Annotated in this window: 11 protein-coding genes and 2 pseudogenes; 3 read left to right on the top strand and 10 right to left on the bottom strand. The window is 38.9% G+C overall.

Annotated features, from left to right (window positions below; genetic code table 11):
* Nucleotides 1-70: 70 nt before the first annotated feature.
* From AC2TFD_RS13420 to AC2TFD_RS13395, 6 genes and pseudogenes are all read right to left on the bottom strand, one after another.
* The gene (locus tag AC2TFD_RS13420) at nucleotides 71-355 is read right to left on the bottom strand and encodes a hypothetical protein (RefSeq protein ID WP_484675948.1); all 285 of its coding nucleotides are present in this window, start codon (nucleotides 353-355) and stop codon (nucleotides 71-73) included.
* Between the two features lie 551 nt (nucleotides 356-906).
* Entirely contained in the window at nucleotides 907-1,656 is a 750-nt protein-coding gene (locus AC2TFD_RS13415) for an ABC transporter permease (protein WP_484675947.1), read from the bottom strand.
* Complete coding sequence (locus AC2TFD_RS13410) at nucleotides 1,657-2,418, bottom strand: ABC transporter ATP-binding protein (RefSeq protein ID WP_484675946.1); 762 nt, start codon at nucleotides 2,416-2,418, stop codon at nucleotides 1,657-1,659.
* A 336-nt stretch (nucleotides 2,419-2,754) separates the two neighbouring features.
* Nucleotides 2,755-3,096 carry a DUF1048 domain-containing protein gene (locus AC2TFD_RS13405; RefSeq protein WP_484675945.1) on the bottom strand — a complete coding sequence of 114 codons (342 nt, stop codon included), beginning with the start codon at nucleotides 3,094-3,096 and terminating at the stop codon, nucleotides 2,755-2,757.
* Nucleotides 3,093-3,437 carry a PadR family transcriptional regulator gene (locus tag AC2TFD_RS13400; RefSeq protein WP_484675944.1) on the bottom strand — a complete coding sequence of 115 codons (345 nt, stop codon included), beginning with the start codon at nucleotides 3,435-3,437 and terminating at the stop codon, nucleotides 3,093-3,095. The genes AC2TFD_RS13405 and AC2TFD_RS13400 overlap by 4 nt, the downstream gene beginning before the upstream one ends.
* An 825-nt stretch (nucleotides 3,438-4,262) precedes the next feature.
* Nucleotides 4,263-4,509 (bottom strand): annotated as a pseudogene (locus AC2TFD_RS13395) (tyrosine-type recombinase/integrase); the annotation flags it as partial.
* A gap of 188 nt (nucleotides 4,510-4,697) precedes the next feature.
* On the opposite strand from AC2TFD_RS13395, the gene AC2TFD_RS13390 reads away from it, so the two are divergent.
* Nucleotides 4,698-5,858: a YsnF/AvaK domain-containing protein gene (locus AC2TFD_RS13390; RefSeq protein WP_484675943.1), complete on the top strand. Its 1,161-nt coding sequence runs from the start codon at nucleotides 4,698-4,700 to the stop codon at nucleotides 5,856-5,858.
* A 308-nt stretch (nucleotides 5,859-6,166) separates the two neighbouring features.
* Here AC2TFD_RS13390 and AC2TFD_RS13385 read toward each other — a convergent pair.
* From AC2TFD_RS13385 to AC2TFD_RS13375, 3 genes and pseudogenes are all read right to left on the bottom strand, one after another.
* A pseudogene (locus AC2TFD_RS13385) lies at nucleotides 6,167-6,729 on the bottom strand (recombinase family protein).
* A 135-nt stretch (nucleotides 6,730-6,864) separates the two neighbouring features.
* Nucleotides 6,865-7,614: a GNAT family N-acetyltransferase gene (locus tag AC2TFD_RS13380; protein WP_484675942.1), complete on the bottom strand. Its 750-nt coding sequence runs from the start codon at nucleotides 7,612-7,614 to the stop codon at nucleotides 6,865-6,867.
* Nucleotides 7,615-7,893: 279 nt separating this feature from the next.
* On the bottom strand, nucleotides 7,894-8,979 hold the full coding sequence (locus AC2TFD_RS13375; protein ID WP_484676309.1) for a DUF3626 domain-containing protein: 1,086 nt from the start codon (nucleotides 8,977-8,979) through the stop codon (nucleotides 7,894-7,896).
* Nucleotides 8,980-9,327: 348 nt separating this feature from the next.
* On the opposite strand from AC2TFD_RS13375, the gene AC2TFD_RS13370 reads away from it, so the two are divergent.
* The gene (locus AC2TFD_RS13370) at nucleotides 9,328-10,563 is read left to right on the top strand and encodes an IS110 family RNA-guided transposase (RefSeq protein ID WP_335517079.1); all 1,236 of its coding nucleotides are present in this window, start codon (nucleotides 9,328-9,330) and stop codon (nucleotides 10,561-10,563) included.
* Nucleotides 10,564-11,002: 439 nt separating this feature from the next.
* Here the strand turns inward: AC2TFD_RS13370 and AC2TFD_RS13365 are convergent, their stop codons facing one another.
* Nucleotides 11,003-11,341 carry a winged helix-turn-helix transcriptional regulator gene (locus tag AC2TFD_RS13365; RefSeq protein ID WP_484675941.1) on the bottom strand — a complete coding sequence of 113 codons (339 nt, stop codon included), beginning with the start codon at nucleotides 11,339-11,341 and terminating at the stop codon, nucleotides 11,003-11,005.
* A gap of 105 nt (nucleotides 11,342-11,446) precedes the next feature.
* Here AC2TFD_RS13365 and AC2TFD_RS13360 point away from each other — a divergent pair, with 105 nt between their 5' ends.
* On the top strand, nucleotides 11,447-12,304 hold the full coding sequence (locus AC2TFD_RS13360) for a pirin family protein (RefSeq protein ID WP_484675940.1): 858 nt from the start codon (nucleotides 11,447-11,449) through the stop codon (nucleotides 12,302-12,304).
* Nucleotides 12,305-12,343: the final 39 nt, after the last annotated feature.

Here is a 12,343-nt window from a genome sequence, read left to right as displayed (position 1 = left end):
TGTTTTGATTATGCTACTGGGACAACGAAATAATCTTTTAATCAAAAGGGGTATAGAAAAGCCGGACCCCTTAAATAGAGGATTCGGCTTTCACTTCTTGATATAAAGGCTCTAGATGCTCTTGGACACTTTGAAGTTCTCCCTTTCCGTTTGTTGTAATACTGTATTGAGAACCATTAGCAGTTAAATATCCTTCGTTAGCTAGGTGGGTTAATTCTTGTTGAATCTCGTGTGGGCTGACTTGATAACCATGACTGTTAATCTCTGGTTGTATTCCTTCTGGAGTAATTGCTTTTTGATTAGCATGATATAACAAATGGATACGAATAAATGGTTTTTCAAAGCCTGAATGCATAAATAAAAACCCCTTTCTGAATTTGTATTCTTCTCTTCTGTATCTTTGCTCTTTTTCCTCATCTTATTCTTGAAATTTCATAACTCTTTCTCCGATTGGTAGGGATTGGTCTCCAGTATTTTATCTAAATAAAGAAAGTAAAAACGGATATGTATTGGAGAAAAAACTAAGTGGGATAAATAATTTATACTTATTGTCATTTGATGATGAAAAGCAAAATTGGAAAATAACAAATAAGAGTAGTTAAGAAGGTACGGACTTAGTTGTTTTAGGGCTCTTAAAAAGTGCAAATTAGTTTAAAAAGGGGGAAGCAAGTTTATTAGGCTTACCCCTTCTTATTGCACTAAATGCCCCTTTAGCTCAATAAAGAAAAGCTGTCCAAGAAGGCAGCTGAATCATCAATGTGATTGAGCGTCACCAACCACACCAGATTTGTGGTTTTCCATGATTCTATGGATGGTTGCACCGGCATTTAAGCAGCCTTCCATGTGTAGTAAATACATTAAATGGAGCGGTTGGACTTTTGATTTGTCTACTCCCAAATGATGTAATTACCCTAACTTGCGTTTAAATGTTTTACTGGCAAAGAAGTAAGCGATGACCATGATACCGACGCACCAGGCAAGCGCGATCCAGATATCGTTACCAACAGACCCTTCATACAAGAGGGCTCGAATCGCATTCACGATTGAAGTCACGGGCTGGTTCTCAGCGAACGCACGGACAATTTTAGGCATGGTTTCGGTAGGGACAAAGGCCGAACTGATAAACGGCAGGAAAATCAGCGGGTACGAGTAGGCTGTCGCCCCTTCCATAGACCCCGCTGTCAATCCGGGAATGACCGCCAGCCATGTCAGTGCCAGCGTGAACAACCCGAGTATCCCAGCTACCGCGAGCCAATCCAGGATATCAGCGCTGGAACGGAAGCCCATCAAGAGCGCGACGAGGATAACCACCACGACAGTAAGCGCATTGGAAAAAAGCGAAGTCAACACGTGAGCCCACAAAACCGATGAGGGCTTGATGGGCATGCTAATGAAACGCGCCATCAGCCCGCTCTTTATATCCGTAAACAGTCTCAAGGAAGTGTAAGCGACACCGGATGCGATCGCCATCAGCAAGATTCCCGGCAATAAATAATTGACGTAGTTGTCCGTGCCTGTCTCTATGGCGCCGCCAAAAACGTAGGCAAACAGCAGCATCATCATAATCGGCGTAATCGCCACCGTGATAATCGTATCCGGGCTGCGTATGATGTTGCGCATTAAACGTCCAAGTAATACCCCTGTTTTGCTTTTCATTTACATCTCCTCCTTTTTGCCGATGATCGCAAGGAAAATTTCCTCCAATGTCGGCTGCTTCTCAATGTACTCCACTTTCGCTGGCGGGAACATCGCTTTGAGTTCGGTAAGGGTACCGGTCGTGATGATTTTTCCGCCATGCAGGATAGCGATACGGTCTGCCAGCTGTTCGGCTTCCTCCAGGTACTGGGTCGTCAGCAAGATGGTCGTACCGCCGCCGGCAAGTTCCTTGACGGTATCCCAGACTTCAATCCGCGCTTCGGGGTCAAGCCCTGTCGTCGGTTCGTCGAGAAAAATGACTGCTGGCGTCCCAATCAGGCTCATGGCGATGTCAAGCCTGCGCTTCATCCCGCCAGAATACTTATCTGCCCGGCGGTTGGCCGCATCAGTCAGGCTGAATCTTGCAAGCAGATTATCGTCGACTTGAGCGGGGTTGGAAACTCCCCGCAACTTGGCGATCATCATCAGGTTTTCCCTTCCTGTGAGCATGCCGTCTAAAGCTGCGAACTGCCCTGTCAGGCTGATGCTCTGTCGAACATGATCCGGTTGACGCTGGACGTCAAAGCCGCAAATACCTACTTCGCCGCCATCGGCCTTCATCAGCGTCGAGAGGATGTTTACCGTCGTCGTCTTGCCTGCTCCATTTGAGCCCAGCAGTGCGAAAATTTCGCCGCGCCGCACCTCAAAATCCACCCCCTTTAAGACTTCCTTGTCTTTAAAGGATTTTTTTAGCCCTTTTACAGAAATCGCTGCATTGCTCATACTTTTTTCCTCCTTAAATAGGCAGCATGGCGTTAGATTGTCTATACTCCCCTACTTAGTCATACTGATATTCTGTATTACTTACTACTTGATTAAAAATAAAACTGAATAGGAAGGTGACACATTACATTTGTAACCAGCTATTCAGTAGGAATGAATTATTGAATTTACTTTTTTCCCAATCGTTTCATGATTCTCTGATTCAAATATTCACGATACTTGTTGACATTGGTTTTAGCGTTTGCCACAATTTGTCGGCAAAGGAAGCCAAGTCGTACCAAGTGGCGGTTTGCGCCGTTAGTGATGCTAAGCTAAAATCCCACTAGGATTTCTCCGTTAGCCACGACCAATGTTATCGTTCAACTTCTTACGATACTTATCCTTCCAAGTTTGCTCATCCTTCACTAGTTCGTCGCAGAAAGCAGCCACGTCCTCGCCCGTAAGGTCAGTGACTTTCTTGCCTTCCGCTGCACCTTCCTCAAAAAGGTCAAGAATGCCATTAAAGATACGGCTGCTGTCCTTCCAGTCGGTGGGACCACCACCAGCAGTCCACATATATTTTTGCATAGCTTTGTAAGCGTTGCGGTACTCACTTGGAAGTGCCTTCGCACGTGCCTCCATCGCCCTCCATTCCCGCTTGTCATCCAGACTTCCGATAATTTTTTCAAAAATATTCATTTTACTTCTCTCCTTTTGATTTTATTAGTTTTGAGTTCGTTAATTTTACTTGAGACGAAATCCCATTTTCTCCAAAAAATTTCAAGTTGCTCTTGACCTGATGTGTTGAGTGTGTAAAATTTTCTCGGCGGTCCCATAGTGGATGGCTTTTTCTCGATCTCCACTAGATTGTTTTTCTCAAGCCGCATGGTAATCGTATAAACTGTGCCTTCAACCACATCAGTGAAGCCAAGTTCTCGCAGCTGATGCGTAATCTCATAGCCGTAAGTTTCGCCACGGCTGATGATTTCAAGCACACACCCCTCAAGCACCCCTTTCAGCATTTCCGTAATATTTTCCAATTTTTTACCTCCATTTATATTTTCCTTATATTTTTTTCAGTACTCTGTACACAGGTATTTTGTGTTACTGGTATTCAGCGTTACTGACTACTAGTATATAGTATTACCGAATAGCAGAACATGTCAATAAAACTTTTCTTAAAAAAAGCCCGTTTTACGGCTTCAAAGGAGTTTTCATCAAATCTTACAGCTTAGACTTTAGCTAGACACGTGATTATTCTCAAGAAGAGCTTAATAATTTAAAAATAATTGGTGAAGGGTTTGATAACCAATAACCCGCTCATTTTCGTGGATTTGATTTGCATGTTAACGTGACCAAAATGATGATTAGTAATACAAACGGTCTCGACTTCGCAAATAAAGCAGGCGACTAAACGCATCGAGTCAATTATTTTGTTTCGTTTGTTATTTTAGGGATCGAAATATCAATAAGTTTGTGAAGAAATGTACTTAAACTAAACTGCCCCGTTAGTTCAATTAGAAAACAGCCTAATCCCTTGCTATGTTCAAAAAAAATTTTCCGGGAGCATTGAGTAAATTGATTTCAATTGCAGGCGAGGTCCCCCCCAGGGGTCTTCCCCTCTGACATCGTATCCGAGGAGTCAACAAATATCCATTCCTTCAATTTATAAGCTCCTTTATGAAGACAACCTACAAACTATGAGATCAATCTATGATATATGGATTAATGATAGTAGCCCCAGCAACTCCTGTCATTAACAGTTATTCTTATTGTTTTTGTCATTGGTCAATTGACAATAACTTATTCACAAACAAATAGGAGCTGATTAGCTCCTATAGATCACCCCATACTATTGTTCCATTTTATAGCTTGAATGATTGTAAGCTATTTTCTATTTCTTCATCCGTGATACCTATATACCTTAAAGTGATTTCGGGGTGTGAGTGATTCAATATAGTTTGAAGTGTTGCTATATCTTTGCTTGTAATACCAGTAACCAAAGGTTTTTCGCATGGTATGCGTCCCGATACCCTCCACTATGTCGCACATACTATAAGTTGGTATTCGTGTTATGGGCTTATCGCCTTTTCTGCTTGGGAACAGCCATTCATATAAATGTCCGCATAATTAAATTTTGTGTAACTAGACTTCTTGCCGGTAAACTTTCAAGTTTTATAACAAACTTTATAATAAATTTAACTTCCAAATGTTTCAAGTAAAGAACTCTCGGGTAGACATACTATCAAGTGGATGCAATTTAATTTCCACATCTAGTAAAATTTAGGAGGGATAGTAGAATGAGTATTGGAAAAAAAATCGTCGGAACTTTTAATTCAGAGCATGAGGTCATGTATGCAATTGAAGGATTAAAACGTCAGGGCTATCGTGAAACAGATATGATGGTGGTGGCAGAAAATAGAAGTGACATTCCATTGGTTACTTCTCGTACTGGAGTCATGGTAGAAGCGGATATACAAGTGAATTCCTTAGCCGGTGTTATGATGGACAGCTTTTTTACCATGATGACGGCAGGAATGGGCGGAGGATCAGCAAATACAAACACTCTGTCCAACAGGCTTATTGAAAGAGGCTTACCTGAATTTGCAGCAAAACAGTGTGAAGTGGAAATAAATAAAGGGAAATTGATTTTGGTGGTCGATACGAACCGAGCTTATGACAATCCAGTTTATGATTATACAAAACAAGCAAAATATGATTATGATTATACAAAAGAAGTAAAATATGAGAATCAAGAATCAAGGGCAGTCCAGCTCCATGAAGAACAGCTTGATATTACAAAAGAGCGTGTCCAAGTCGGAGAATTACAGCTGCATAAAGAAGTAGTGGAAGAACAGCGAATAATTCATGTTCCTTACATGCGTGAAGAAGTATATGTAGAGCGCCGTCCTGTCATCGATGGAAAGTATGATGGCAGTCTGATTACAGAGGATGAAGTTATTCGCATTCCCATTACGGAAGAACGAATTGAAGTAACGAAAAGACCCGTAGTCGTTGAAGAAATCATTGTCGGCAAGCGGAGAATTCAAGAAACGAAGCAGGTGCAGGACATCGTTAGAAAAGAAGAAGCACGGATCGAGCGTTCTGTACCTTCAGTAAGGGAAGAAGTTTTTACGGAAAGCCCAAATATTTTGATCGTAGAAGGAAATTCTGAAATTGCAAGCGCAGTAACAGCGGTTGCGGATAAAAAGAAAGAAACCGGAGCAAAACGCACAGGATCTCTCGCTGTGCAAGGAGAGCAAAACAAAACAGAATCATCTGCGAGCAAACAGGACGAAGCGAGCGGGAAGCTAACAGATTCTCCTGATAAGGATGCAAGTGAAAGTAAAACTATTTTAGCGGCTTCTTCGAAAAACGAAGCAGCCATCAGCAACGAAAAATCTTCCAGCGCTGAGGAAAATAAAAATAATAATTCTCAAATGAGAAAACAGAAAAAATAATAATTCTAAAGCTATAAGATGGGGTAGACTGTGAAGTTCTTAGATGCTAAATAAAAAAGGCAGATTTCAAAGTTCACTAAATGTGAACTTTTGAAGTCAGTCTTTTTTTAGGTGTCTATGGATACTTAACTACTTAACTAGTAATTACAATATGCAACGGTATTACAGCCATTTATTGCTGCTGCTAAAATTGTGATTGTTATGGAACCAATGCCTTACATTCCAGATTTCAATTCTATATCCTTCTAAATAAAAAATCGACCACGAGGATGGTCGGTCAACTCAAATTTCTCTGTTCTCACCTTTCATTAATTAAGCTTCTCCTGACGTTTCTTAGCCCTTATTAACGTACTTTTACTGATACCTGTCATATACTCTCTACCTGATTATAAGAATTGGATTCAAGGAGCTTAATTGCATGCTCTATTTGTGCCTTTTTAAATTTCTTCGGTCTACCCTCTCTAAAATCCTAACGTTGCCTGGCTAATGCTTTCCCTTCCTGGGTTCGTTCTACAATCATATCTCGTTCAAACTCTGCGAAGCCGCTCATAATTGTTAGTATCAGTCTCCCTGTGGGTGTGTCTGCAACAAGCCCCATATTAAGAACGTGTACCTTTACGCCCCTTTCGAATAGTGCTTTTACTGTATTGATTGCGTCTACTGTCGAACGTGCGAAGCGATCTAGCTTTGTTACTGTCAATGTGTCGCCTACTTCCAGATTCGCCAGTACCTCCTTAAATTTTGGTCGGTCTGCTTTCGTCCCTGTGAACTTTTCTGAATAGATAACTTCACAGCCTTCATTCTTTAACGTCTGAAGCTGTGCTTCTAGATCTTGCTGTATGGTGCTTACTCTCGCATATCCATATTTCATAGTAATTAACCCCCTTTTTTTGCGCATGCACTTATGACACTAAGTTATGACACTTTTTTCATAAAAAAAGACCGTCTATAGACAGTCATTTCTTAAACTTTAGCCCCCGTTAGTTGATTAAGGATATTGCTATCCTTAACCAAAGATTTGTGCAGTAATAGCAAATAACTCTTTATTTCTATATGGCATATTAATAGAATTCTTTATCATTATCGGAGGATTACTAACTTTTATAAATCCACTTTTCTCCAAGAATAACATTAACTCGTCATTACTAGACGGCACATCAATCCTTAACTTTCCTTGATGATTAAGAACTAAGCCATCGATTATTAAAGCAGCTGTTTGTGAATCTGGTGCTACAATAGGTCCTATTAATAAATTTACTGGACCTAATATGGATAATCCAAATCCAATAATCTTCCCCTTTAGATTTTTAACAACTAAACCTTGTTTTGATTGATTTATCCTGTTAAGAAGTAATTTTCTTCTCTTATCACCAAATGCAGCCCAATCTAATTCAATAATTTCATTAATATCATTCTCACTGTATTTCTCTAAGGTAATTTTTCGATAATTATTAAACAATTTAGTTGGAATATAATTATCACTTAAATACTTATGTACAGAGTCGACAGTAATAAAACCCAAGTTTTCATATAAGGGTTTCCCATCTTCAGTTGAAATTAACATTATTGAGGTATTTTGAGAAACACTGTCTATACATTTCTGAGTAGCCTTTTTTCCTAAGCCTAAACCTCGATATTCTTCATTAACAATAACCATACCAATTGAAGCTAAATCAGTATCGTAAGGTATAAGTGCGGCACTCGAAACAATTTTCCCCACAGCATTTTTATGTCCGTATATTTTACCTGATGACATAACAGTTCTAATTTCATGTTCATCATAATCCCAGCCAACTGATGCAGAAAGTTCTATTAAACCTAAGACATCATATTTATCAAATTCAACTAACTCTAATACTGTTTTTATTGTCTATATGCATTAGAAATCTCCTGTTTTATTCCTATTCATATCATAATTTACTATCTAGCCCTGTTCAACTCAAGCCCTCAGATAGTTTAAGTACAATATTTCACAATATTTCTTTTTGAATCATAAAAAGGTGACCTTCATCTTGAAGAATCACCCCCCGTTCGTTCAACTTCGAAATGGTTTTCCATACCTTACTAAAACGTGCCACAATAGTTTTAATTCTTGAAGTACATCCTTATAAGTTCCCCGATCGCTCCAAGATGCTGAATCGTATTTCAAGTCTATTACAGCAGATCCAATTATGCTCGCATCGATAAAATTTTTTTGTGCAATCCGTTTTGCCAAGGAAGGCATTGATGGACCTCTAAAATCAGAAGGAACTTCGTCTACCATAAGAGTAAAGCCCTTATGCCAAAACAGGTCAATGTAATATTTAAGGCATATTTGTTCTAAGATACTCCCAATATGGGTGCCCTTAAATGAAGGATCTGCCACCAGCACTTCCACATCATCTTTTAGAGAAATATCCCCATGAATCTGAGCTTCAATATAGTGGATAAGATTACGGTTTGGCTGTTTTTTTGCAGGGTTCGTAAAGGGTTTTTCAATATTAACCAGCAAATGATTCACTAATTTTACTGGAGTCAGATTTCTTTCACCAATCGCAAAATCTCTTAAGAACGCCTCTTCTAAGAGTGCAGCCAAAATCATGTCAAACTCTTCATAAGTACCCTTTTCTTTTGGGTTTTGATGCGAATCTAAATACGTGTAGGTGGAACGATATGAGACCTTGGGGGATAGAAGAAAATAGCATGATCCAAACCTCGGTGAAGGTCCGTCTGGATGCAACATCAAATTTAGAGCACCATATTTAGGACGTTGGTTAATGGTTGTGCCCTCCAGTTGATAAGCACCTTCAAAACTTCTCTTCTCCCAAAGGTCTCGTTCACCACCAGGGTAAGCAGATACGCTGCCGTTAGATATACCTGTTTCAAACTGACTCTTATATATTCCATGCTCTAGTAGTGATTCAGCAACGCTTTTCATAGCTGAATCTGGTCTATCGGGATGAAAATGTAAACCTATCCTTGCATGAGCCTTTATTTTCCCAACAGCATTTTTAAATATTTCATCCGAAATATAAGACATTTTGAGTATGTGCTTTATTGTTTCTTTAGCTTCATGCCCATGGTTCCTCGCATACTTTGTAATATTTTCTAGAGCCGATAATTGGGACCTTGATAATTCCATGAATTGATGAATTTCTCCTTTCATCGGATTATAAACCTAATAATTCAGCAAAAGTTTCTTTTTTCCTTCTTCCACTAACCTGCCCCGTTCGTATTATAAGGTTAGCCAGAATGCTAAATATTTCTGGTTGACCTTTTTTAAATTGGTTTTATTATATCAGTAGCCAGGGTAGAACGTATCTGCTCGTGGGGCTTCGACCCCGTCAGCTAAACTGTTCGCCCCCTACTTGTAGAAACATGATTGAGGCTGGTTGGGACGTAGATCTCGTATAACAAGCGAAGCTGTGACACTGCATGGAGGAATTAGGGGTTACTGGCTAATTAATAGTTCAGGAGGAGGAGATTTAGAATGAATCCAGTCGTTGGTCTGGATATTTCAAAAGGGGAAAGTCAAGTTCAAGCATTTTTAGATAAAGGCAAACCTTATCGTAAGAGTTTTAAAGTTTCACATACTGTTGAAAGTCTTAGTTCACTTGTGTCGTTTCTTGAGGATGTGAAAAAAGAGTCTGGCAAGAAGCCTTCAATAATTTTAGAAGCTACGGGGCATTATCAAACACCAGTAGTCCATTACTTGGAGGAACGAGGTTATTTATTAATTATCATCAATCCATTGATTTCCTATAAGGCTAGATCATCAAGTTTAAGAAAAGTAAAGACAGATGTCATTGATGCTTATCTTCTCTGTGAGTTGTTTTATAAGGAGGAATTAGAGCCTTATAAAAAGCGTGGAGTCCAGTTATTAAACCTTCGCAACCTTACTAGACAACATGAAAATATAACTGGAGTAATGATTCAAACAAAGCTTCAATTTCAGGCAGTGCTTGAACAAGTATTTCCTGAATATAAAGGGGTTTTTGGAGATTTATATTCAGTGGTGTCACTTTTAACTCTTTCAGAGTTCCCTTCTTCTGAGGATATTTTGAATGCAAGCGAAGAAGTAATTACAGACAAAATAAATGGTCTTTGTAAGAGTCGATCAAGCAGGTGGGCAAAGGAAAAAGCAATTCAACTTAAAGCAGCGGCTGTACGTAATCCTTTTGAAAAGACAGTCTATCAGAGTCATATTTTAAGTCTTGGTATGTACATTAAAATGATTCTTCAATACAAAGAGCATCTAGCAAAGTTAGAGACCGAGATAGATGCCCTCGCTAAAGATATTGAAGATTATAATATTATCAAATCTATTCCTGGTATTGGAGAAAAAATCGCTGCAACGATTATTTCAGAGATTGGGGAGATAGATCGATTTAATGACCCTAAAAAGCTTGTAGCATTCGCTGGTGTTGATCCTAGTGTCTTTGAATCTGGTAAGTTTTCTGCCACAAAGAATCGAATCACGAAACGAGGGTCAAGTAGGCTTCGTCACGCCTTATATATGGCTGTTCGTTGTGCGATTCGTGATTGCCGTAAAAAGAAAACAACGGATGAAATTCTCCCTCGCAACAAGAAAATGCGAGAGTTTTACGACAAGAAACGTGGCGAAGGAAAACCCTTTAAAGTAGCTGTAATTGCATGTGTAAATAAACTCTTACATTGGATATTCGCCCTTTTAAAGAACGGAACTACTTTCCAAGATATAGCTTAGAACCAAAAATAAACCAAATAACACAAAACCTTCCAAGAGCAGAATAACGGAAGGTTATTTGGCATGCACATGTTTAGTATAGCATGAGATTTTTTATTTTTTTATTGAAAAATATTGACAAACTATTAGCTGGTTTAGTTCAATAAATTCAACAAAAAGGTTCGTAATCCTTCTTGGATCAACGCACCCGTTAGTTGAACAAAAATCAAAATCACACCGCTTTTTAGCCATTTTTCTCTTTAAAAAAGACTAGGTCAAGAAAACAAATGCAAAAGATAGACTTAGGGAGATAGAAACTATGTTATACAAATCAAAAAAGGCGCTAATCCTTCTTGGATCAACGCAACCGTTAACTAAAGTTCACTTCTTCACAAAATATCCACATAAAAAGAGCTACCGTCAGCAGCACCTATGACATCGCAAAAGAAGGAAGTAAATGTTAGTCTTTAGCATTTTCTAATTTCCTCCTTTTATGTTGCATACTCCATTCGTGCATTGAATCTAAAATTGGCTTCAATGTCATTCCATACTCAGTTATAGAATATTCCACCTTAGGTGGGACTTCAGGATATAACTTTCGATTTATAAGCTCCTCCTCCTCTAATTCCCGTAATTGATTTGTTAGCATTTTGGGGGTAATACCTACCAGTGCTTTTTTTAATTCTCCATACCTCATTGTGCCTTCTGACATTAGATACAATAAAATAATGGGCTTCCATTTCCCAACCAAGATGGAAAGTGCATCGTGTACGTTACAATATTCAGGTTTTATTTTCATCTTAACCTCCAATAGTATCTTTTTGGATACTATATATCCTCAAAGTACATACTTTCTAAATTAATTATAATAGTTTATTATGACTATGAAAAGGAGGCAAATAATATGAATCCCGAAAATATTAAACGTCGTGAAATAAAAAAAGTATGGACTGTAACCGAACAAAAAATAAGCAATATTCATACCGCAAGCCCTATCCTTGCACCTGGCAACTGGGTAGATTATGACCCGTTCTTATTACTAATGGAAGATAAATTTCAAAAAGGAGCATTCAGTGAGCATCCTCATCGTGGTATAGAGACCTTAACATTTATCATTGACGGAAGGCTTAATCATTATGACAATGCTACGGGGGCGGGTGGAATCCTAGAAAAAGGGGACCTTCAATTTATGACTGCTGGTAGAGGAGTAATCCATAATGAATTACCACTTGACGGTGAAACAGTTCATCTTCTTCAGCTTTGGGTTAATCTACCTCGAAAAAATAAAATGGTAAAACCCCGTTATCAAAATATGCACGCAAAAGACATGCCTGTTCGTGAGGAGAATGGTGCTTTAATTAGGGTATATTCAGGTTCGTCAGGAGATATTGTATCTAATACACTGAATTACGCTTCTTTCACATTTGTAGAAATGATTTTGGAAAAAGGTGCATCCGTTATTCAAGATCTTCCTGGTACCTATAATGGCTATATTTATATATTAGAAGGAAGTGGCACATTTGGAGAAAATCAAGTCGAAGCGAAAAAAGGGCAAGCGATGTGGCTAGGTTCCGCAGATGCTGAGAATATGAGTAGTATTCATGTTTCTGCAAACGAAAACTTACGACTTGTTCTGTTTGCAGGTGAACCTATTAAAGAGCCTGTAGTAGCATATGGACCTTTTGTAATGAATACAGAAGAAGAAATACGACAGGCTTATCGGGATTATCAAGAGGGAAAATTTGAAACTCCAGCAGATTAAAGGATTTAAGACATAGTTATATAAGTATTGGAGTAACTC

Source organism: Neobacillus sp. plas4, from assembly GCF_057221695.1.
Note: the sequence above shows the minus strand (reverse complement) of the source record. Positions and strands in the feature narration are given on the sequence as shown.

Bases quoted from the DNA above. Each gene is read 5' to 3' on its own strand.
- AC2TFD_RS13380 (WP_484675942.1), bottom strand. From the start codon at position 7,614: ATGTCATCAGGTAAAATATACGGACATAAAAATGCTGTGGGGAAAATT.
- AC2TFD_RS13415 (WP_484675947.1), bottom strand. From the start codon at position 1,656: ATGAAAAGCAAAACAGGGGTATTACTTGGACGTTTAATGCGCAACATC.
- AC2TFD_RS13365 (WP_484675941.1), bottom strand. From the start codon at position 11,341: ATGAAAATAAAACCTGAATATTGTAACGTACACGATGCACTTTCCATC.
- AC2TFD_RS13405 (WP_484675945.1), bottom strand. From the start codon at position 3,096: ATGAATATTTTTGAAAAAATTATCGGAAGTCTGGATGACAAGCGGGAA.
- AC2TFD_RS13360 (WP_484675940.1), top strand. From the start codon at position 11,447: ATGAATCCCGAAAATATTAAACGTCGTGAAATAAAAAAAGTATGGACT.
- AC2TFD_RS13390 (WP_484675943.1), top strand. From the start codon at position 4,698: ATGAGTATTGGAAAAAAAATCGTCGGAACTTTTAATTCAGAGCATGAG.
- AC2TFD_RS13370 (WP_335517079.1), top strand. From the start codon at position 9,328: ATGAATCCAGTCGTTGGTCTGGATATTTCAAAAGGGGAAAGTCAAGTT.
- AC2TFD_RS13410 (WP_484675946.1), bottom strand. From the start codon at position 2,418: ATGAGCAATGCAGCGATTTCTGTAAAAGGGCTAAAAAAATCCTTTAAA.
- AC2TFD_RS13375 (WP_484676309.1), bottom strand. From the start codon at position 8,979: ATGGAATTATCAAGGTCCCAATTATCGGCTCTAGAAAATATTACAAAG.
- AC2TFD_RS13420 (WP_484675948.1), bottom strand. From the start codon at position 355: ATGCATTCAGGCTTTGAAAAACCATTTATTCGTATCCATTTGTTATAT.